Origin of the sequence: Streptomyces sp. NPDC048172 (assembly GCF_043202595.1) — a bacterium.
In the GTDB taxonomy this organism is placed as follows: Bacteria; Actinomycetota; Actinomycetes; order Streptomycetales; family Streptomycetaceae; genus Streptomyces.
Genome location: NZ_JBIDAT010000002.1, coordinates 804624 through 825806 on the forward strand (window position 1 = coordinate 804624; position 21183 = coordinate 825806).

At 73.1% G+C, this 21183-nt stretch carries 19 protein-coding genes; 12 read left to right on the plus strand and 7 right to left on the minus strand.

Annotated features, from left to right (window positions below; genetic code table 11):
- Window positions 1–5: 5 nt before the first annotated feature.
- A complete protein-coding gene (locus tag ACGF3A_RS12300) occupies window positions 6–1052 on the minus strand; it encodes an alpha/beta fold hydrolase (protein ID WP_393728580.1) in 1047 nt (348 codons plus the stop codon).
- A gap of 181 nt (window positions 1053–1233) precedes the next feature.
- Here ACGF3A_RS12300 and ACGF3A_RS12305 point away from each other — a divergent pair, with 181 nt between their 5' ends.
- The 12 genes from ACGF3A_RS12305 (at window position 1234) to ACGF3A_RS12360 (ending at window position 15595) form a co-directional block, all read left to right on the plus strand.
- Window positions 1234–1995, plus strand: coding sequence for a winged-helix domain-containing protein (locus ACGF3A_RS12305; RefSeq protein ID WP_393728581.1), 762 nt, complete (start codon window positions 1234–1236; stop codon window positions 1993–1995).
- A 119-nt stretch (window positions 1996–2114) separates the two neighbouring features.
- Entirely contained in the window at window positions 2115–3191 is a 1077-nt protein-coding gene (locus ACGF3A_RS12310; RefSeq protein ID WP_393728583.1) for a LacI family DNA-binding transcriptional regulator, read from the plus strand.
- A 45-nt stretch (window positions 3192–3236) separates the two neighbouring features.
- Window positions 3237–4229: a S1C family serine protease gene (locus ACGF3A_RS12315; protein WP_393728585.1), complete on the plus strand. Its 993-nt coding sequence runs from the start codon at window positions 3237–3239 to the stop codon at window positions 4227–4229.
- Window positions 4222–4974 carry a response regulator transcription factor gene (locus ACGF3A_RS12320; protein ID WP_393728587.1) on the plus strand — a complete coding sequence of 251 codons (753 nt, stop codon included), beginning with the start codon at window positions 4222–4224 and terminating at the stop codon, window positions 4972–4974. Before ACGF3A_RS12315 ends, ACGF3A_RS12320 begins: the two co-directional genes overlap by 8 nt.
- Before the next feature lie 433 nt (window positions 4975–5407).
- Window positions 5408–6889, plus strand: a complete 1482-nt coding sequence (locus ACGF3A_RS12325) for an ATP-binding protein (RefSeq protein WP_393728589.1) — start codon at window positions 5408–5410, stop codon at window positions 6887–6889.
- Window positions 6890–6899: 10 nt separating this feature from the next.
- Window positions 6900–7619, plus strand: a complete 720-nt coding sequence (locus ACGF3A_RS12330) for an ArsR/SmtB family transcription factor (protein ID WP_393728591.1) — start codon at window positions 6900–6902, stop codon at window positions 7617–7619.
- A gap of 83 nt (window positions 7620–7702) precedes the next feature.
- On the plus strand, window positions 7703–8602 hold the full coding sequence (gene mshD, locus ACGF3A_RS12335) for a mycothiol synthase (RefSeq protein ID WP_393728593.1): 900 nt from the start codon (window positions 7703–7705) through the stop codon (window positions 8600–8602).
- A gap of 181 nt (window positions 8603–8783) precedes the next feature.
- Entirely contained in the window at window positions 8784–11018 is a 2235-nt protein-coding gene (locus tag ACGF3A_RS12340; RefSeq protein WP_393728595.1) for an RNA degradosome polyphosphate kinase, read from the plus strand.
- A gap of 10 nt (window positions 11019–11028) precedes the next feature.
- On the plus strand, window positions 11029–12168 hold the full coding sequence (locus ACGF3A_RS12345) for a CHAD domain-containing protein (protein WP_393729109.1): 1140 nt from the start codon (window positions 11029–11031) through the stop codon (window positions 12166–12168).
- A complete protein-coding gene (locus ACGF3A_RS12350; protein ID WP_393728597.1) occupies window positions 12165–12641 on the plus strand; it encodes an NUDIX hydrolase in 477 nt (158 codons plus the stop codon). The genes ACGF3A_RS12345 and ACGF3A_RS12350 overlap by 4 nt, the downstream gene beginning before the upstream one ends.
- Before the next feature lie 651 nt (window positions 12642–13292).
- Entirely contained in the window at window positions 13293–14360 is a 1068-nt protein-coding gene (locus tag ACGF3A_RS12355; protein WP_393728599.1) for a tryptophan dimethylallyltransferase family protein, read from the plus strand.
- Between the two features lie 5 nt (window positions 14361–14365).
- On the plus strand, window positions 14366–15595 hold the full coding sequence (locus ACGF3A_RS12360; RefSeq protein ID WP_393728601.1) for a pyridoxal phosphate-dependent aminotransferase: 1230 nt from the start codon (window positions 14366–14368) through the stop codon (window positions 15593–15595).
- Here the strand turns inward: ACGF3A_RS12360 and ACGF3A_RS12365 are convergent.
- The 6 genes from ACGF3A_RS12365 to ACGF3A_RS12390 all read right to left on the minus strand — a co-directional run bounded on the left by ACGF3A_RS12365 (window position 15584) and on the right by ACGF3A_RS12390 (window position 21174).
- Window positions 15584–17056: a cytochrome P450 gene (locus tag ACGF3A_RS12365; protein ID WP_393728602.1), complete on the minus strand. Its 1473-nt coding sequence runs from the start codon at window positions 17054–17056 to the stop codon at window positions 15584–15586. The genes ACGF3A_RS12360 and ACGF3A_RS12365 overlap by 12 nt on opposite strands.
- Entirely contained in the window at window positions 17053–17676 is a 624-nt protein-coding gene (locus tag ACGF3A_RS12370; protein ID WP_393728604.1) for an ATP/GTP-binding protein, read from the minus strand. The genes ACGF3A_RS12365 and ACGF3A_RS12370 overlap by 4 nt, the downstream gene beginning before the upstream one ends.
- Window positions 17657–18034 carry a DUF742 domain-containing protein gene (locus tag ACGF3A_RS12375; protein WP_393728606.1) on the minus strand — a complete coding sequence of 126 codons (378 nt, stop codon included), beginning with the start codon at window positions 18032–18034 and terminating at the stop codon, window positions 17657–17659. The genes ACGF3A_RS12370 and ACGF3A_RS12375 overlap by 20 nt, the downstream gene beginning before the upstream one ends.
- Window positions 18031–18417: a roadblock/LC7 domain-containing protein gene (locus ACGF3A_RS12380; RefSeq protein WP_393728608.1), complete on the minus strand. Its 387-nt coding sequence runs from the start codon at window positions 18415–18417 to the stop codon at window positions 18031–18033. The genes ACGF3A_RS12375 and ACGF3A_RS12380 overlap by 4 nt, the downstream gene beginning before the upstream one ends.
- Window positions 18418–18471: 54 nt before the next feature.
- Window positions 18472–20001, minus strand: a complete 1530-nt coding sequence (locus ACGF3A_RS12385) for a sensor histidine kinase (protein ID WP_393728610.1) — start codon at window positions 19999–20001, stop codon at window positions 18472–18474.
- A 357-nt stretch (window positions 20002–20358) separates the two neighbouring features.
- Window positions 20359–21174, minus strand: a complete 816-nt coding sequence (locus ACGF3A_RS12390) for a class I SAM-dependent methyltransferase (RefSeq protein WP_393728612.1) — start codon at window positions 21172–21174, stop codon at window positions 20359–20361.
- Window positions 21175–21183: the final 9 nt, after the last annotated feature.

Below are 21183 nucleotides of genomic sequence, written 5' to 3' on the forward strand. Positions count from 1 at the left end.
CCCTCTCAGCCGTCTGCCGCTTTGCGCGTCCCATGATGGCGCCTCGCGCGGGCGGCCGGTGCACCGGTGGAGAGGATCCAGGCGCCGATGCGGTCGAGGAGCGCGGGCTCCGCCGCGTTCTCCGCGTGCCCGAAGCCGGGGATCAGCCACAGCTCCGCCGACTCCGCTCCTGCTGCCTCCGCGAGGGAACGGGGGTGGTCGAGCGGGAAGTACGGGTCCTGGTCGCCGTGGACGACCAGCAGCGGCGTCGGCGCGACGAGCGCCGCGGCGGCGACGGGGGAGAGCGGCACCGGGTCCCAGTCCTCCGGGTGGATCCGGGTGCGCAGCGCGTGCCGGGCGACCAGCCGTCCGAGCGGGCGCTGCACGGCCCAGTGCAGCCGCCGCATGGGCGCGGTGCCGTTGTAGTACCAGCGGGCGGGCGCGCTGACGGCCACGGCGACGTCGGCGTGGCCGTCAACGGCGGTCGTGCCGGTACCGGCCGACGGCATACGCGCGCCCGTGCGCCCCCCATGCTTCGTGGCGCTCTCCTCTGACTCTGTGTTCCCGGCGGCGGGACCGGAAGCGGGGTCCGGGCGGTGGAGGGCGGCGTGGCGGACGACCACGGAGCCGCCCATGGAGAAGCCGACCGTGGCGACGCGGGCGTGGCCGAGCGCCCGCGCCCAGCCGACCGCCGCCGCGAGGTCGAGGACTTCGCGGTCGCCGACCGTGGAGCGGCCGCCGGAGCGGCCGTGCCCCCGGAAGGAGAAGGTGACCACGGCCGCACGCTGCCGGAACACGGCGGCGGCCCGGCGCAGCGCGGGGCGGTCCAGCGAGCCCGTGAAGCCGTGCGCGAGGACGACGGCGGGGGCTTCGGGGCCCGCTCCGGGGCCCGCTCCCTGGCCCGGGGTGCCGGGGGCGCTCGGCGGAAGGGGGACGGCGCACGGCTCGTACCGCGCCTCGATCCGTATGCCGTCCGCCGTCCGCAGTACGGCACGGATCGACCCGTCTTCGTCACTTTCCGTGACGGAATCGAGGAGTGGGCGAGCGATGTCACACCCCGCGCGATGCCTCATGTCGGTATTCTTTCTCGACAAGAAGGATCCGGGCAGCGTCGCCCCCGGGTCCTTTTGTGCTTTCTGGACGAAGCAGTGCCGCCACACTTCCGAGGGAACTCGACGTCATGGGCAAGCGAAATCCGCATCAACAAGACCGTACGACTCCGACCCCGGCCCCGATGAGGGAGGGCGTACGCGCATGAGCTCGCTGCTTCTTCTGACCAATGCCCTCCAGCCCTCCACCGAGGTGCTCCCCGCGCTGGGCCTGCTGCTCCACAACGTGCGGGTCGCGCCCGCCGAGGGGCCCGCGCTCGTGGACGCCCCCAGCTCCGACGTGATCCTCGTCGACGGCCGCCGCGACCTGCCGCAGGTCCGCTCCCTCTGCCAGCTCCTCCGTTCGACGGGCCCCGGCTGCCCGCTCCTGCTGATCGTGACGGAGGGCGGGCTCGCCGCCGTCACGGCCGACTGGGGCGTGGACGACGTGCTCCTCGACACCGCGGGCCCCGCCGAGGTCGAGGCCCGGCTCCGGCTGGCGACCGGGCGGCAGCAGATCGTCGCCGACGACAGCCCCATGGAGATCCGCAACGGGGACCTGTCCGTGGACGAGGCGACGTACAGCGCGAAGCTCAAGGGCCGCGTGCTCGACCTCACGTTCAAGGAGTTCGAGCTGCTGAAGTTCCTCGCCCAGCACCCGGGCCGGGTCTTCACCCGCGCCCAGCTCCTCCAGGAGGTGTGGGGGTACGACTACTTCGGCGGTACGCGCACGGTGGACGTCCACGTACGGCGACTGCGCGCCAAGCTGGGGCCCGAGCACGAGGCGCTGATCGGCACCGTGCGGAACGTCGGGTACCGGTTCGTCTCCCCCGAGAAGCCCGAGAAGGAGAGGCCGGCCCCGGCCGGTGGCTCCGTGGCGGACGAGGCCGCCCGCGTCGCGCGCGAGGCCGTGACCAAGAGGTCGTAGGCCGTGACCAAGAGGTCCTGACATAGGACGACTGGACCCCTCCTGCCCCCGCACCGCGCGTGATCCGGCGAGGTGCGGGGTCTGGGGCTGGCTCTGTTGGCGCGCGTAGACTTCGCGGCGTGGCCAAGGTGACGCGGGACGATGTGGCAAGGCTGGCGGGTACGTCGACCGCGGTCGTCAGTTATGTGATCAACAATGGTCCCCGCCCGGTGGCTCCGGCCACCAAGGAGCGGGTGCTGGCGGCGATCAAGGAGCTGGGATACCGGCCGGACCGCGTCGCGCAGGCGATGGCGTCCCGCCGCACCGATCTCATAGGCCTGATCGTCCCCGACGCGCGCCAGGCCTTCTTCGCCGAGATGGCGTACGCGGTGGAACAGGCGGCGGCAGAGCGCGGCAAGATGGTCCTCGTCGGGAACTCCGACTATCTCGACGACCGCGAAGTCCACTACCTCCGCGCCTTCCTGGGCATGCGCGTCTCCGGCCTCATCCTCATCAGCGCGGGCCCCAGCGAGCAGGCCGCCGCCGAGATCGACGCGTGGGACGCCCGCGTCGTGCTGATGCACCGGCGGCCCGAGGCCATCGACGACGTCGCGGTCGTCATCGACGACACCGGCGGCGCCCAGCTCGCCACCCGCCACCTGCTGGAGCACGGCCACGACTACGTCGCCTGCCTCGGCGGCGTCGAGTCCACGCCCGAGTACGGCGACCCGGTCACCGACCACATCGAGGGCTGGACGCGGGCCATGAAGGAGGCCGGGAAGTCGGTCGAGGGCCGCCTCTTCCAGTCCCCGTACAACCGGTACGACACCTACCGCGTGGCGCTCGGCCTGCTCAGCGGCCCCGACCGCCCCACCGCGCTCTTCTGCTCGACCGACGACCAGGCCATCGGCGTGCTGCGCGCCGCGCGCGAGCTGGGCCTCGACGTGCCGGGCGAGCTGGCCGTCGTCGGCTTCGACGACGTGAAGGAGGCGGGGCTCACCGACCCGCCGCTGACCACCATCGGCTCGGACCGGGTGGAGATCGCCAAGGCCGCCGTCGACCTGGTGCTCGACGACTCGCTGCGGGTCTCGGGCGGGACGCGCAGCCCCGGGGTCGCGGGCGGCAAGGGCCGGGTGCGGCAGTTCCCCTCGCGCCTCGTGGTGCGGCGCTCCTGCGGCTGCGACACTCCGCCGTCGTGCAATTACGAGGTTTCTTAGCGCTCACTCAGATTGTTCTCAGGTTGCCGGGCCACTCTCAAAGGCATGGACGAGAACACCGTGAGCAGCACCGGCAGCCCTCTCGGCGGCGCCTACCCGCCGCCTCCCCCTTCCGAGCCGCCCGCGCCGGGTCCGCGTCGCGTCCGTAAGCCCGTCGCGCTGATCGCCGCCGTGGCCGTCGGCGCCGCGGTCGTCGGCGGCGGGACCGCGTTCGGCGTCGAGCGGCTCCTCAGCGACGACCCGACGACCACGGCCTCCGCGCCCGTCACCGGCAGCAACGCGTCCGCGAAGGGCGGCGTCTCGGCCGTCGCCGACGCCATGGACGAGAGCGTCGTCGAGATCAAGGCGTCCTCCGGCAGCGGGCAGTCCACCGGTTCCGGCGTGGTGATCACCAAGGACGGCGAGATCCTCACCAACAACCACGTGGTCGCGGGCGCGGACACCGCGAAGGTCTCCTTCGGCGACGGCAAGACCGGCACCGCCGAGGTCGTCGGCACCGACCCCGACCGCGACCTCGCGCTGATCAAGGTGCGCGGCGCCGACAACCTCAAGCCCGCCTCGCTCGGCGACTCCGACGGCGTGGGCGTCGGCGACCAGGTCGTCGCCTTCGGCTCCCCCGAGGGCCTCTCCGGCACCGTCACCAGCGGCATCGTCTCCGCCAAGGACCGCGACGTGACGGTCCAGAAGGAGGACGGGGACGGCGGCGGCCAGGGCGGTCAGGGCGGCGGGAACCAGGGCGACAACTGGCCGTTCGAGTTCGGCGGAGAGCAGTTCAACGGCGGCACGGACGGCGACACCACCACGTACAAGGCCATCCAGACGGACGCCTCCCTCAACCCCGGCAACTCCGGCGGCCCGCTCGTCAACATGAACGGGCAGGTCATCGGCATCAACTCCGCGATGTACCCGGCGGGCGGCGGCCAGGGCGGCGGCGGCGCGCAGGCGTCCTCCTCGTCCGGCAGCATCGGGCTCGGCTTCGCCATCCCGATCAACGACGTGAAGAAGGACCTGGACAAGCTGCGGAACGGGGATGGCTGACAGCGCCACCGCTACCGCCGGTGACAAGCTGGAGACCATGAAGGTCCTGATCGTCGACGACGAACCCGCCGTGCGGGACGCGCTGCGGCGCAGCCTGAGCTTCGAGGGGTACGACACCGTGCTGGCCGCCGACGGCGCCGAGGCGCTGGAGAAGGCGGCCGAGCACCGGCCCGACCTCGTGATCCTCGACGTGCTGATGCCCCGCATGGACGGCCTCACCGCCGCCCGGCGGCTCCGTGCCGCCGGACAGCGCGTGCCGGTGCTGATGCTGACGGCGCGTGACACGGTCGGTGACCGCGTCACGGGGCTGGACGCGGGCGCCGACGACTACCTCGTCAAGCCGTTCGAGCTGGACGAACTGCTCGCGCGTGTACGGGCGCTGCTGCGCCGGAGCTCGTACGCGCGGGAACAGGCCGAGGCCGAGGCGGAGGCGGAGCCCGCCGCGCTCACCTTCTCCGACCTGCGCATGGATCTGCGGACCCGCGAGGTGACGCGGGGCTCACGCCCGGTGGAGCTGACGCGGACCGAGTACACGCTGCTGGAGATGTTCCTCGCCCACCCGCGCCAGGTGCTCACGCGTGAGCAGATCCTCAAGGCGGTCTGGGGCTTCGACTTCGAGCCGTCGTCCAACTCGCTGGACGTGTACGTGATGTATCTGCGCCGCAAGACGGAGGCCGGGGGTGAGCCCCGGCTCGTCCACACGGTGCGCGGAGTCGGCTACGTCCTGAGGGACGACGCGTCGTGAGTGCCTCTCCGGGCGCCTTCCCGGCTGCCCCTGTGCGCTGTCGCGCGGGTGCGCCTGCTCTGCGGCCGTGCGCCTTCCGGGCTGCCCCTTGCCGCCGGTGCGCGGGTGCCGGTGCGTCGTGGCTTGTCGCGCAGTTCCCCGCGCCCCTGACGGGGCGCGTCTCCTCCGCCCAGCCCGTGGGCCGGGCGCGCCCGCGCGGCGGAGCCGCATATGGACACAGTCCCGCGCCCCTGACGGGGCGCGTCTCCTCCGCTCAGCCCGTGGGCCGGGCGCGCCCGCGCGGCGGAGCCGCATATGGACACAGTCCCGCGCCCCTGACGGGGCACGTCTCCTCCGCCCTGGCGGGGCAGGTCCCTGCTTCTCCCTTCTGTGCTTGGGAGGTCTGCGCAAGGCGCAGGGCTGGCAAGCGCAGCCCCTGTGCCGGGTGCGGGCTATGAGTCCTCGGCTTACTTTGGCCCGGCTTCGCCGGGAGGGGGCGCGCGCTGTCTCGATGCCCCTCAGAGGGCGGCTTGCCCTCATGGCGGCGCTCACCGTGGCCGTCGCCGTCGCCGCCTGCGCGCTCGCGTGCTGGTTTCTCGTGCGGGCCCAGCTGCTCAGCTCCCTCGACGACTCGCTCAAGGAGAGCAGCGTGCGGCCCAGCGACGTGGTCAACCGCGTGGAGGCGGGGCAGTGCAGACCCCCTGAGCAGCACGACCCGAACCCGTTCAGCGCCGTCGTGCAGGTCGTGGACCCGTCGGGGACGAGTTGCGTGATCGTCGGCGACAAGCTGGACGTCTCCGCCTCCGACGTCGAGGTCGCCCAGCGGGACCGCGCCGTGACCGTGCACACCACGCGCGCCGAGGACGGCACCGGGTACCGCGTACGGACGACGCCCGTCGTCGGCACCAACCTCGCCGTGTCGGTGGCCCGCCCCATGACCGAGGTCGACGAGTCGCTGCGGAAGCTCGCGCTGATCCTCGCGCTGGTCGGCGGCGCGGGCGTGCTGGGCGCCGCGGGCGCCGGCGTGGTGCTCGCGCGCGCCGGGCTGCGGCCCGTGGACCGGCTGACGCACGCCGTCGAGCACATCGCGCGCACCGAGGACCTCGCCGTCCGTATCCCCGTCGAGGGCGACGACGAGATCGCCCGGCTCTCGCGCTCGTTCAACTCGATGACCGGCGCGCTCGCCTCCTCGCGCGAGCTCCAGCAGCAGCTGATCGCCGACGCGGGGCACGAGTTGCGGACGCCGCTGACCTCGCTGCGGACCAACATCGACCTGCTGGTGCGCAGCGAGGAGACCGGGCGTCCGCTGCCCGAGGAGGACCGCAGGGAGCTGCTCGCCTCCGTCCGCGCGCAGATGACCGAGCTGAACGCGCTCATCGGCGACCTCCAGGAACTGTCGCGCCCGCAGGGCCAGTCGCAGAGCGGCGGGATCGTGGGGCTGCACGAGGTCGTCGAGCGCGCGGTGGAGCGCGTACGGCTGCGCGGGCCGCAGGTGACGATCGCCGCCGGGGCCGCGCCCTGGTACGTGCGCGGGGAGCCGTCGGCGCTGGAGCGTACGGTCGTCAACCTGCTGGACAACGCGGTGAAGTTCAGCCCCGACGGCGGGACCGTGGACGTCTCGCTGAGCGGCGGCACGCTGCGGGTGCGGGACCACGGCGCGGGGGTACCGGCCGAGGAACTGCCCCATGTCTTCGACCGGTTCTGGCGGTCGCCGTCCGCGCGGAGCCTGCCGGGCTCCGGGCTCGGCCTGTCGATCGTCGCGCGTACGGCGCGGCAGGCGGGCGGCGACGTCACGCTGCGCGCCCCCGCCGACGGGGACGGCGGCACGGAGGCCGTGCTGTGGCTGCCGGGCGCGCCGACGCCCCCGCCGGACGTCCCGCCGGACGGCCCGCCGGGCGGCGGGGACGGTGACGGTTCGGCGCGCGCCGAACCGTGAGCCGGGAAGAATGGGGGCCATGTCCCCCCACGCCCAGGGTCCCGACCTCGCCGCCGTCGCCTCGCTGCTCGCGGACCGTACGCGCGCGACGTTCTGCATGGCCCTGCTCGACGGCCGCGCCTGGACGGCGACCGAGCTGGCGCGGGCCGCGGGTGTCGCCGCGCCGACGGCGACCGGGCATCTGAACCTGCTGGTCAAGGGCGGGCTGCTGAGCGAGGTGCGGCAGGGCAGGCACCGTTACGTGCGGCTGGCGGACCCGCGCGTCGCCGAGGTGATCGAGAACCTCGCGGCGCTCGGGCCGCGCCGCGAGGACGTACCGCCCCGTTCGTTGTCGGCCGCGAGCCGGAACAAGGCGCTGGCCCGCGCCCGTACCTGCTACGACCATCTCGCGGGCACCGTCGGCGTGGCGGTCACCGACGCGATGACCGGGCGGGGGCTGCTCGACTGGGCGGGCGGGCTGCGGCTGACCGGGGACGGCGCGGCGTGGCTGGACGCGCTCGGCGTCGCGCTCCCCGCCTCCTCGCGCCGCCCTGCCGTGCGCGCGTGCCTGGACTGGACGGAGCGCCGCCCGCACCTGGCGGGCGCGGTCGGCGCCGCGCTGTGCGGGCACGCCTTCGACGCGGGGTGGATCACCAGGATCGGCACCACACGTGCCGTCGCGCTCACGGACGCCGGACGGGCGGCGCTGCACGAGCACTTGGGGCTCACGGACCCCGAGCCCACGGTCTGAGAGCCGTCGGGGACGGGGGCAGAGCCTGTGAAGCCGTGACGGTGCCGCCCCGTCGCCGTCGGTGCGGTCGTAGGGTCGTTCCCATGAGCGACGTGGTTGTTGTGGACGAGGTACCGGCGGACGGCGTACGCGAGGTGCTGGAGCTGATCGAGACCGCAGCGCGGGAGGACGGTCAGCCCGCGGTCTCCGAGCAGGGCCGCCTCCAGCTGCGGGGCGGGCGGCGCACCGGCGTGCGCCATCTGCTGCTCCGCGCCGGGGAGGGACGGCTCGCCGGATACGCGCAGCTGGAGGACACCGACCCGGTGGAGGCGCCGACCGGCGAGCTGGTCGTAGCCCCCGACCAGCGCGGGAAGGGGTACGGGCGGCAGCTCGGCCAGGCCCTCCTCGACACCTCGGGCAAGCGGCTGCGGGTCTGGGCGCACGGCGGTCACCCGGCGGCCCGGCACCTCGCGCAGGCCCTCGGCCTGACCCTCTTCCGCGAGCTGCGCCAGCTCCGCCGCCCGCTGACCGGGCTGACGCTGCCGGACCCGGTGCTGCCGGACGGCGTGACCGTACGGACGTTCCGGCCCGGCGAGGACGACGCGGCGTGGCTGCGGCTGAACGCCGCGGCGTTCGCGCACCACCCCGAGCAGGGCGGGCTCACCCAGCGTGACCTGGACGACCGCGAGGCCGAGTCCTGGTTCGACCCCGCGGGCTTCTTCCTCGCCGTACGGGGCGAGGAGCTCGTCGGGTTCCACTGGACCAAGGTCCACGCGGACGAGGGCCTCGGCGAGGTCTACGTGCTGGGGGTCGGCCCCGACGAGCAAGGTAACGGTCTGGGCAAGGCGCTCACCACGATCGGCCTGCGCCACCTCGCCGACGAGCGCGCGCTGCCGACCGCGATGCTCTACGTGGACGCCGACAACGCGGCGGCGGTCAAGGTCTACGAGGGCCTGGGCTTCCGCACCCACGAGACGGACCTCATGTACCGCACGGAGAGCTGAGCGCCGCGCCCGTACCGCCGCACAACCACCGCGGCACCTGGGCAACCCCGAGGCGCCACCCTCGCGTAACCGGGCATTCAAACCCGAGTGCGACGCTCACGCAATGCACCCAGCAGCCCCCCGCCCCCTCTCCGCGCCGCAGCCCGAGCGCGGGCGGGAGAATGCCCGGAACAATGGGGCCATGAGCCAGCCCGCCCCGCACGCCGCCCAGCCCTCCGTCGGATCGATCGCCGCCCACCGCGCCCAGCCGGTCGCGGGCGGCGGCGCCGAGCTGCGCCTCGACCCCGACATCGACTCGGACGTCGACCTCTACGAGGAGGGACGCGGGCCCGACGAGGCCGACAGCTCGCTCCCGGCCGGGCGCTTCCTGGACCGGGAGCGGAGCTGGCTGGCGTTCAACGAACGGGTGCTGGAGCTGGCCGAGGACCCCGGGACGCCCCTCCTCGAAAGGGCGAACTTCCTCGCGATCTTCGCCAGCAATCTGGACGAGTTCTTCATGGTCCGCGTGGCCGGGCTGAAGCGCCGCATAGCGACCGGCGTCGCGACGCGCAGCGCCTCGGGGCTCCAGCCGCGCGAGGTGCTGGACCTGATCTGGACCCGCTCGCGCGAGCTCATGGCGCGGCACGCCGCCTGCTACCAGCACGACGTCGCCCCCGCGCTCGCCGAGGAGGGGCTGCACCTGATCCGCTGGGCCGAGCTGACCGAGAAGGAGCAGGCCCGGCTCTTCTCGCTGTTCCGCCAGCAGATCTACCCGGTGCTGACGCCGCTCGCCGTCGATCCCGCGCACCCCTTCCCGTACATCTCGGGGCTCTCGCTGAACCTCGCCGTCGTCGTGCGGAACCCGGTCAGCGGCCACAACCACTTCGCGCGGGTCAAGGTGCCGCCGCTGCTGCCCCGCTTCCTGGAGGCGTCGCCGCAGCGGTACGTGCCGCTGGAGGACGTGATCGCGGCGCACCTGGAGGAGCTGTTCCCCGGCATGGAGGTGCTCGCGCACCACATGTTCCGGGTCACGCGGAACGAGGACCTGGAGGTCGAGGAGGACGACGCGGAGAACCTGCTCCAGGCCCTGGAGAAGGAGCTGATGCGCCGCCGCTTCGGGCCGCCCGTCCGTCTTGAGGTCGAGGAGTCCATCGACCCGTACGTCCTCGATCTGCTGGTCCGCGAGCTGAAGGTGAGCGATGCCGAGGTCTATCCGCTGCCGGGCCCGCTCGACCTGACAGGGCTGTCGGGGATCGCCTCGGCGATGGACCGGCCCGAGCTGAAGTACCCCAAGTTCGTGGCCGGGACGCACCGGGACCTCGCGGAGGTCGAGTCCGCCTCGGCGCCCGACATCTTCGCCGCGCTCCGCGAGCGCGACGTGCTGCTGCACCACCCGTACGACAGCTTCTCCACCTCCGTCCAGGCGTTCCTGGAGCAGGCGGCGGGCGACCCGGACGTGCTCGCCATCAAGCAGACGCTGTACCGGACGTCGGGCGACTCGCCCATCGTCGACGCGCTGATAGACGCGGCCGAGTCCGGCAAGCAGGTGCTCGTCCTCGTCGAGATCAAGGCCCGCTTCGACGAGCAGGCCAACATCAAGTGGGCCCGCAAGCTGGAGGAGTCCGGCTGCCATGTGGTGTACGGGCTGGTGGGCCTGAAGACGCACTGCAAGCTCTCGCTGGTGGTGCGGCAGGAGGGCGACGTGCTGCGCCGGTACGCGCACGTCGGCACCGGCAACTACCACCCCAAGACGGCCCGGCTCTACGAGGACCTCGGGCTGCTCACCGCGGACCAGCAGGTGGGCGCCGACCTCTCGGACCTCTTCAACCGGCTCTCCGGGTACTCGCGGCGGGAGACCTACCGGCGGCTGCTGGTCGCCCCCAAGTCGCTGCGGGACGGGCTGGTCTCCCGTATCCACCAGGAGATCGAGCACCACGAGGCGGGGCGCGAGGCGTACGTCCGGATCAAGGTCAACTCGATCGTGGACGAGGCCGTCTGCGACGCGCTCTACCACGCCTCGCGCGCGGGCGTCCCGGTCGACGTGTGGGTGCGCGGCATCTGCGCGCTGCGCCCCGGCGTCCCCGGGCTGAGCGAGAACATCCGGGTGCGCAGCGTGCTGGGGCGGTTCCTGGAGCACTCGCGGGTCTTCGCGTTCGGGGGCGGCGGTGAGTCCGAGGTGTGGATCGGCAGCGCCGACATGATGCACCGCAACCTCGACCGCCGTATCGAGGCGCTGGTCCGGGTCACCGACCCCGCGCACCGCGCCTCGCTCATCCGGCTGCTGGAGACGGGGATGTCCGACACCACCGCCTCCTGGCACCTCGGCCAGGACGGCGAGTGGACGCGGCGGGCGCACGATCAGGAGGGGCAACCGCTCCCGAACGTGCAGGAAATGCTGATCGACGGGCGGAGACGGCGCCGTGGTCCGGCGACGTGACGGCGGCGCCGTGACCGGTGCCTCGGCGGGGAGGGAAGTGGCGGTGACGGCCGGAGCGACGGCAGCCGACGTCCTCGGAACGTATCTGAGGGAGCGCGCGGCCGAGTTCCTGCGCGGGCTGCGCACGCACAGGGAGAGCGCGGGCGGCGCGGAGAGCGCGGCGGAGGCGGCCGAGGCGGTACGCGCGCTGCGCGCGGCGGCCCGCAGGCTGGGCGGGGCCCTGCACACGTACCGGCCGTTCTTCGACGCGGTCTGGGCCGACCAGTTGCGCACGGAGCTGAGCTGGCTGTCGGGCACGCTGGCGCGCGAGTACGCGTACGCGGCGCGGCTCGACCGGCTGCTCTCGGCGCTCCACCGGCTGGCCAGCGGCGGCCCGGTGAACAGCCCGGTGACCGGTCCGGGCGGCCCCGGAGGCCCCGGAGGCCCCGGAGGTCCCGGCGGCAACGGAGCCCCCGGGCACGCGGGCGGCGGCAAGCGCGAGCGCGGCTCGCTGCCCGTCGGCGCGGCTCGCGCCGGGGCGCTGCTGGAGCGGCAGTTGACGCTCTCCCGGACGCGCGCCCACTCGGCGGCGCTCCAGGCGCTCGGCTCCGCGCGCTTCCACGCGGTGGCCGACGAGGTCGCGGTGCTCGCCTCCGAGGTGCCCTTCCGTACGGACGACAAGGACGGCGGTCCGGGCGACGGGGCCGTGCCCGTGCTGGCGCCGCTCGCGCAGCAGGCGCAGTGGCGGTTGACGGAGGCCGTCGAGGCCCTGCCCCTCTCGCGCGCCGGGGCGCCGTACAACGCGGAGGCCCTGGCCCGCTCCCTCGCGGCCGAGGCCCGGCAGGACGCCGCCTGGCACCACGTACGGACGCTGCTGCGGGTGCACCGGTACGCGCAGGAGGTGCTCGCGCTCGGCGGCGCGGGCGGCGGCGACCCCCGGCTCGTGCCCGCGAGCCGCGCGCTGGACCGGCACCGCGACGCGGCGGAGGCCGCCGCCGCTGCCGCCTCGGCCGCCGCGACCCCGCGCATCGCCCCCGCCACCGCCTACGCGCTCGGCGTCCTCCACGCCGACCAGCGCCACGAGGTCGAGGCCGCGCGCTTCGCCTTCGGCCGCCTCTGGGTCTCCACCGCGGCGCCACCGGAACGGCTGGAAGGGCGGGCCTCCTTATGAGCGGAGCGCACGGAGCGACCGGAGCGACCGGAGCGACCGGAGCGAACGACGATCTCGTACGGGCCGCGGGCTGCGTCGTCTGGCGCCGCGCGGAGACGGGCGAGGGCATCGAACTCGTCCTGGTCAGGCGCCCGAAGTACGCGGACTGGTCCTTCCCCAAGGGCAAGCTGACCCGCTCCGAGGCCGCCGACCCGCTGACCGGCGAGCGCCGCGCCGCGCTGCGCGAGGTGCGCGAGGAGACGGGCCTGGAGTGCGAGCTGGGCGCCCCGCTCTCCACGATGCGCTATGTCGCGAACGGCCGCCCCAAGAAGGTCCGTTACTGGGCCGCCGAGGCCCGGGGCGGCGCCTTCGTGCCCAACCGCGAGGTCGACCGCGTCCTCTGGCTCTCCCCCGAGGCGGCCCGCCGCACCCTCTCCTACGACCGCGACCGCCCCCTCGTGGACGCCCTGCTGGCCGCCCTCCGCACGGCGTGATCCAGTAAAGCCCGCCGTCGCGAACGCAAAGTCCGGGGGAATATGCCCCCGTCGGCGCCGGGCGGTGACCCCCTTTCACACATTCCTCTCGTGGGCGGTCGCGGTATTCGCCGCAGGGGCGGGAATCGGGGAGATCCGGTGAAGGCCGTAGTGGCGCGGGATTTCCCCCGTTCTGATGAATGCTTTCCGCACCCGTTCCCCCTGTGATCTGGCGGGAGTGGGAGTTGACCTGTTGAGACCGTTCCTGTCTCTCTGAGGATCGTCCTGCACATCCGTCAGGCGGAGGTGCGCGGTCGCGCCGGTGAGTGCTCCGGCAGCCCGGCGCACGCCGCTGCCGGTCCCCGGGGTTGTCCTCTATTCATGGGACAGGGGCAATACCCAGGGGCACGAGGCCGTTGACGAATGCAAGGGTCATGATCTGGGTAACTCCTTGGCGAACGCGGGGCGGCGGCGGTCCAGGGCTGAACGATGGCTATGCCCTGGTGGAGTGCGTGACGGAGCGCGTGACGGAGTGCGCGACGGATACCTCCCGGTCTTGAGGCGACCGGCCGGCCGGCCTGCCTGTGCAGTACACGCTCGGTACGGCGGGACCCGAGATGGGGGAGGAATTCCATGTTGTCCTTGCAGCCGGAATCCCGGACGTCCGCGGCTGTGACCTTCTCGGACTACGGGATCGCCACCGCCACGCGACTGTTCGACAGCGCGGGCATGGACGTCGCCGGGGGCACGGCGACACTGCGGCGGATGCTCTCCCCCTGGGGCGCCCGGCGCATCGGGGAGCGCCCCGACTGGCACTCGGACGTGTGCGCCGACGGCTCTCCCATCGAGTTCTCCGCGGCCTTCGCGGACGACCGCGTGCAGATACGGGCGCTCGTGGAGTCCCTCCCCGAGGTGCCCAGCACCCCGGCGGCCCAGCGCTCGGCGGCCGGTCTCACCCAGGGCCTGATCCAGGAGTTCGGCGCCGACGGGGGCCGGCTCGCGGCCGTATGGGACCTGTTCCTGCCGCACGAGGACCCGGCCGGGTTCGCGATGATGCACGCCGCGGTCTTCGCGCCCACCGGACGCCCCGAGTTCAAGGTCTATCTGAACCCGGAGGCGAACGGGACGCTGAGCGGCGTCGACAGGACGCGCGCGGCGCTGGAGCGCGTCGGCCTGGCGGACGCCTGGGCCGCGGTCAGCGCGTACGCGGGCAGGGGCTTCGACCTCGACCGGATCGTCTACTTCGGCCTGGACCTCGTCGAGGGCTCCGAGGCGCGCGTGAAGGTCTACTTCCGGCACTACGAGGCCGTGCCGGAGGAGCTGGACGCGCGCATGGAGGTCGCGGCGCAGCACGAGTCCGGCCTGCTGGGCGACTTCTGCCGCGAACTCACCGGCAAGGAGGGCGAGCTGCGCGAGCAGCCCCTCGTCAGCAATCTGACCTTCACGGCCTCCGGCGGCACCGCGCCGGTCTCCGCCACGGTCTACGTCCCCCTGTGGCTGTACGCGGACAGCGACCGGACCATAGAGCGCCGCGTCAGCGCCGTGATGCGCGACCTCGGCCTCCCCGCCGAGCAGTACCGGACGCTGCTGGACCACGTCGCCCGCCGCCCGCTCGCCGACGGCCGCGGCATCCACACCTACGCGTCCCTGCGCGTGGGGAGCGCACGCCCCCGGGTCGCCACGTACTGGTCCACGGAGCTGTACGACCGCTACCCGTCCGCCCGTTACCAGAGAGGCTGATCCCCGTGTCGCTGCGGAACACCGCCGGATCGCTCTTCGACGACGCGCGGATCCGACCGGATCTGCTGCGCGACCGCTCCCACATGCGCTGGGGCGCCTACCCGCCCGGCGTCATCCCGCTGACGGCGGCGGAGCCCGACTTCCCCGGGCCCCGCGTCGTCAAGGACGCGATCGTCTCCGCCGTCGCCGACGGCTACTTCCCGTACGAGTCGCCGGAGGGGCTCGACGAGCTGCGGGAGACGGTCGCCGACGTGGCGGAGACGCGCTACGGGATCAGGACGGTGCCCGAGCGTGTGGTCCTCACCCCCGGCACGGCCGCCGCGCTGTGGGGCGTGGTGCGGCTGCTGTGCGGGGAGGGCGACGAGTGTGTCCTGCTGGACCCGGTCGACCTGCTCTTCGGCGAGGCCGTCGACGCGGCGGGCGCCCGCAGGGTCCACTGTCCGATGGACAAGCGCACCGGACGGCTCGACCCGGAGCTGCTCGCCTCGCTGATCACGCCGCGCACCGCGCTCATATGCCTGTGCAGCCCGCACAATCCGCTGGGCACGGTCTTCCCCGAGGAGACGCTGCGCGCCGTGGCGGAGGCGGCGGCCGAGCACGGGGTGCCGATCCTCTCCGACGAGGTGTGGAGCGAGATCGTCTACCCGCCCGCCCGGCATGTGAGCACCGCGAGCCTGGACATCCCGCGCCCGCCGCGCGTCTACACGGTGACGGGGCTCTCCAAGTCCTTCGCGCTGCCGGGCCTGCGGATGGGCTTCGTGATCGCCCCGGGCGCGCGGGAGGCGGCGGCGCTCCAGCGCACCTTCCAGAACCTGGGCGCCGCGTACAGCCTGACCCCCCTCGCGCAGGCCGGAGCCCTGGCGGCGCTGCGCCACGGCTGGGCGTGGAAGGACGCCTTCCTGGCCCATCTGCACGGGATACGGGACTACTGCGTGGACCGGCTGAACGCGATGCCGGGCCTGACGTGCCCCCGCCCCGACGGGACGTTCGTGCTCTTCCCGGACGTGACGGCCACCGGTCTCACGAGCCGGGAGATGGGCGAATTCCTCCTGGAGAGGGCCCGGGTGGCCGTGGTCGCCGGGACACCGGAGTGGTTCGGTCCGGGAGCCGAGGGCAACATCCGCCTCTGCTACGCCACGTCCCGGGGGGTCGTGGAAGAGGCCCTGGACCGTATCGAGGGGGCGGTCACGGAGCTCACCGGGGCCTCCTCACCGTCGGCGTCGTCAGCCGCGTAGCCAGGACTTGAGGGAGTCCCACCACGGCACGCGCCCGCGCGGGACGGCCGGGGCGTGGGCGGGCGGCGTGGGCGCCGTGGGCAGGGGCTCCGCAGCCGCGGGGGCGGGCGGGGCGGACGAAGCGGTCGCCGTGGCGGGCTGGAGGTCCGGCTCCTCCTCCTCGTCGGCCAGGCGCAGGGACCGGGGCGGGGTGAACCGCACGGGGAGCCGGGTGAGATGGCGCGTCATCCAGCCCGACTGCCAGGTCAGCTCGGTCTCGGAGATGTTCAGCGAGGTGTCCGGCAGCAGCGCCAGCAGGGTGTCGATGCCGGTGTCGGCGATGGCACGGCCGATGTTCTGGCCGGGGCACTCCTGCGGCCCGCTGTTGAAGGCGAGGTGCGAGCGGTTCCCGAACAGGGGCGCCGAGGGATCGGGCCGGATCGCCGGGTCCTGGTTCCCCGCGGCGAGGCTGAGCAGCAGCATGTCGCCCGCCTCGATCTTCTGGCCGCCCAGCTCGGTGTCCACGGCGGCCCAGCGCCCCGGCACGGTCATCAGCGGCGGCTCGGTCCACAGCACCTGCTCCACCACGTCGGGCAGGACCATCTGCCCCCCGGCGAGCGAGGCGTGGCAGCGGGGGTCGGTGAGCACGACGCGCAGGGTGCTCTTGAGCAGGTTGACCGTGGTCTCGTTCGCGGCGATGAGGATGACCCGCAGGTGGTTCCAGACTTCCTCGTCGGTCAGCCCGGAGCGGTGGTCGATCAGCCAGGACGTGATGTCGTGGCCGGGACTGCCGCGCTTGCGCCGCACGTGCCGCTTGAGCGTCTCGACGATGAACTCGTTGCTGGCCACCGAGGTCTCGGTGCCCGCCACCATGTCCCGGCTGGCCTTCACCAGCCGGGGGCCGTAGTCGTCGGGCATCCCCAGCAGCTGTGTGAGGACGAGCATGGGCAGGTGCTCGGCGAACTCGTCGGCGAGGTCCGCCTCTCCCCGCTCGGCGAACTTCGCGACCAGCTCCCGGGTGAAGCGGATGACGTGCCGCCGGACCCCCCGGCGGTGGTACCGGTCCAGGCTCTCGGTGACCGCCAGCCGCAGCCGGTTGCGCTCCTCACCGTCCAGGAAGAGGCAGACCGGCTGCCAGGCCATCATCGGCAGCAGCGGGAAGTCGGGCGGGACCCGGCCCTCCCGGAACGGGGTCCAGATGCGGGAGTCGCGGCTGAACCGGGTGGTCGTGCCGGAGACTTCGAGGATCTCGCGGTAGCCGAGGACGAGCCAGGCCGGGAGGTCCCCGTCCAGCCGGATGGGCGCGACGGGCCCGTGCTTGGCGCGCAGGTCCTCGTACCAGGCCAGGGGGTCCCGCGAGGCCTCGGGACCGAGCAGCCACGCCAGGTCGTCGACCCTCCCGAAGTGGGAGTGCGCCGGGCACCCCGGGGGCGGCTGGGGCGGTGCGGAGGTGCGGGGCTGGGGGGAGAAGGAGGCAGTCACCGTGGCTCCGGGGTCTTGGTGGTGAGGGCGTGCAGGTAGCGGATGAGGGTGAGCAGGGTGTCCCGGCTGGACGTACGGTCCCGGGCGTCGCAGTCGATCACCGGTACGGCCTCGGGGATGTCCAGCGCGGTACGGATCTCGGACTCCGGGTACGAGGGCGCGTCGGGGAAGGCGTTGAGCGCGACGACGAAGGGCGTGCCGCGCTCCTCCAGCCGCTCCATCACGTCGAAGCTGTCCTCCAGCCGCCGGGTGTCGATCAGGACGACCGCGCCGAGGGAGCCCTGGAAGAGCCCGTTCCACAGGAACCAGAAGCGCTGCTGCCCGGGGGTGCCGAACAGGTACAGCACCAGCTCCTCGCTGAGGGTGATCCGGCCGAAGTCCATCGCCACGGTCGTCTCGGTCTTGCGCTCGATCCCGGCGAGGTCGTCGACGCCCGCGCTGGCCTGCGTCATCGTCTCCTCGGTGGTCAGCGGGCGGATCTCGCTGACCGAGCCGACCAGGGTGGTCTTGCCGACCCCGAAGCCGCCGACGACCACGATCTTCACCGCCGAGTTCACGGTGTGCGGGAGGACGTCCTCGCTCCGGGGTCCGACCACGGGCTCAGAGATTCTGAAGTCCATGCATCACCGCCTCCAACAGTTGGATATCGGGCAGGGATTTGCTCTGGGTGGCCGGAGCGCGGGCCTCGACATGGCCGCCCGTCAGCAGCTCCGTGAGGATCACCATGACGACGCTGACGGGCAGCTTGAGATAGGCCGAGAGCTCGGCGACGGACAGCGGGTACTCGCAGATCTGGACGATCGACGCCTGCTCGGGCTGGAGGCTGGCGCTGGGCTCGCCCCGGCTCAGGATGAGCGAGACCACGTCGAGGGGGACGTGCTCGTCGGGTTTCTTCTTCTCGTCGGCGAGGAGATAGAGCCGTTCGGGGCCGCCCTCCTCCCGCCAGGACCGGCCCTTCTCCTGTTCGGGATCGCTCATGGAACCTGCTGATCGGCACGGGGCGGGCTGGTGAAGTGCTGCCCGATCCGCAGCACCAGGTCCCGCATGCGCTGGCCCATCAGGCCCGCGTCCACGTCGTCGTCGGCGAGGACCGCCAGATAGGCTCCGGCGCCCGCGGCCATCAGGTAGAAGAAGCCGCCGTTGACCTCGATGACGACGAGCTTCATCTTCCCGTCGCCGTGGGGGAATTCCGCGCCGACGGCCGCCGACAGACTCTGGAGCCCGGCGCAGGCGGCGGCGAGACGATCCGCGGTGTCCTCGTCCGTACCGTGCTGCGCCATGCAGAGGCCGTCCGAGGACAGCACCACGACATGACGGGTCTGAGGAACGCTGGACGCGAGATCCTCAAGCATCCAGTCCATATTGAGCCGCTGCTTTGTCGCCACTTGCTTACTCACCCTTACGTACTGGCTCAGTTACTGCTCGGACTCTTCATCGCTCGGGCCATGAGAACGAGGTGCCGAGGACCCGATGTCGGGTTCGCCGGAGATCCCTTCGTGGAAGGCGGCCAGCCACAGGCCGGGTGGCGGCGGGGGCTTCTCGGCCGACTCGTGGGACGAGGAGCCGGCCGTGCTCCCGGCGTTCCCGGCCGCGTGCCATTCCCGCATGGAGGGAACGGCCGCGCGGGAGCGCCGCCTGCGCTGCGGGAGCCCGTTGGTGGTGCGAGCGCCGCTGGTGGCACCGGCGGCGCCCGTGGCCGCGGGCTCCGCCTCCGCCGCCTCGGCCGCGCGCCTGCGCGCGTCGAGGATGTGCTTCGGCGGAGGCAGGACCTGTGCCCTGGCGATGTCGCCGCCGGGCACCGGCGTGACGCAGACGACGTCCGGGGGGACGATCAGGACGACGCGGACACCGCCGTACGCCGAGGAGCGCAGGGCGATCTTGTAGCGGTTCGTGTGGGCGAGCCGTCCGACCACGGCCAGGCCGAGCCGGGGCGTCTCGCCCAGGTCGTCGAGGTCGATGCCGTGGGTGGTGGCCTGCGCGAGGGACTCCTCGGCGCGGCGACGGGCCTCGTCGGTGAGGCCGACGCCCGCGTCCTCGATCTCGACGGCGACGCCGTTCTGGACCTCGGTGGCGGTGAGATGGACCTTGGTCTCCGGCGGGGAGTACCGGGTGGCGTTGTCCAGGAGCTCGGCCACGGCGTGGATCAGCGGCTCGACGCCGGGCCCGGTGATGCCGACCTCGGCCACGGAGTGCAGGTTCACCCGCGAGTAGTCGGTGATCCGGGACATGGCGCCGCGCAGCACGTTGAAGAGCGGGATGTCGTTCTTCCACTGGCGGCCGGGACGGGCGCCGCCGAGGACGGCGATGCTGTCCGCGAGCCGCCCGATCAGCGCGGTCCTGTGGTCGAGGCGCAGCAGGTCGTGGAAGACGTTCGGGTCGTTCCCGTGCTTGTCCTCCAGCTCCCGCAGCTCGTAGGCCTGTTGGTGCACGATGGCCTGGACGCGGCGGGCGATGTTGACGAACGCGCGCTGGGCGGAGTCCTTCAGGTTCTCCTCGGTCTCCACGGCGTACAGCGTGGCGCGCAGCACCTCTTTGTGCGCCGCCTCGAAGCCGGGGCTGACGCGGGACACGACATCGGTGCCCTTGGAGGACTCCTCGAACGGGATGCCCTGCTGGAGCTTGGCGATGGCGGCGGGCAGGGACTTCCGCGCCAGCCGTTCGGTCTCGGCCTGCTGGTCGTTCAGGTACTGGCACAGCAGGGCGTCCCGCTCGGCGAAGCGCCGTCGGAGCCCGGCCAGCTCGCGGCCTCGGCGCACCGCTTCCCAGGTCACGGCGGCCACCGCGACGGTCGCGGCACCGCCGATCCAGGCAACATGGGGACGAACTTCCGAGGGCGCCAGCAACATCGTCACGGCCGTACCCAGGGCCAGGAACACGGGCGGCAGCAGCCACCCCGTGACGGAGGCGGACCTCGGCTCTCCGGGTGGCGAATCAGCACTAACCATCGGCATCCTCAGAGCGCTAATGAAAGGGGACAGGGCGTTGTGCACGGCACATACGAGCGCCGGGGAGACGGGGATATGAACGAGAGCGACGACCGTCCGGCCGTACTCACCCACGCCTGACAGTGGCGCGCTCCCTCGGCGTTGCACGCGCGGAGCCGGGTCCCAGGACTCCCGAGCCCACGTGCGACGAGTGGCGTCACAGCATCACCGGTCACGTGCTGTAACCCTCACAACTCGCTGCGCGACAGCGAGCATAACGGGGTCGGTCAGGCTCTGTGGGCCGAATGCGTATAACACATGAATGCACTCATGTGTGAAATTCTGGACACGTGTTCTACCTGACCCTGGCGCCCGTGGTCAGCGCGGTGCCAGCGCCTCCCAGCGCACCGTGACCTCGCCCTGCCGCCAGCGCCGGACCCCGTCCGCCACCGGCCACTCCCCGGCCAGCGCCCGCACGGCCCGGACCCAGCGCTGCCGCGCGCCGAGCGAGGCGTACGGCGCCGCCGCGGCCCACGCGCGGTCGAAGTCGCGCAGGAAGGCGTGCACCGGCTCCCCCGGGACGTTGCGGTGGATCAGCGCCTTGGGCAGCCGCTCCGCGAGATCCGAGGGCGCGCCCAGCGAGCCCAGGCGCGCGGCGAAGGTGACCGTGCGCGGGCCCTCGGGGCCGAGCGCCACCCAGACGTGGCGGCGGCCGATCTCGTCGCAGGTCCCCTCGACCAGCAGCCCGTCCGGCGCGAGCCGGGCGCGCAGCCGGTCCCACACGCGCTGCACCTCGTGCTCCTCGTACTGCCGCAGCACGTTCGCCGCGCGGATCAGCAGCGGGCGCTCCCCGTCCGGCAGCGGCACCTCGAAGCCGCCGCGCGTGAAGCGCAGCCCCTCGCGGACGTAGGGGAGGGCCGCCGCGACGCGCTCCGGGTCGATCTCGACGCCGTGGACCCGCACGTCCGCGCGGACCGTGCGCAGCCGGGCCAGCAGCTCGACGGCCGTCCACGGCGCGGCCCCGTACCCGAGGTCCACGGCGACCGGCGGCGCGTCGGCGCGGCGCAGCGCGGGGGCGTGGACGGCGGCGATCCAGCGGTCCATGCGGCGCAGCCGGTTGGGGTTGGTCGTCCCGCGCGTCACCGTCCCCACGGGCCGCCGGGCGGCAGGCGGAGGCGGCGTGCGGGCGGGCATGTCACGAGG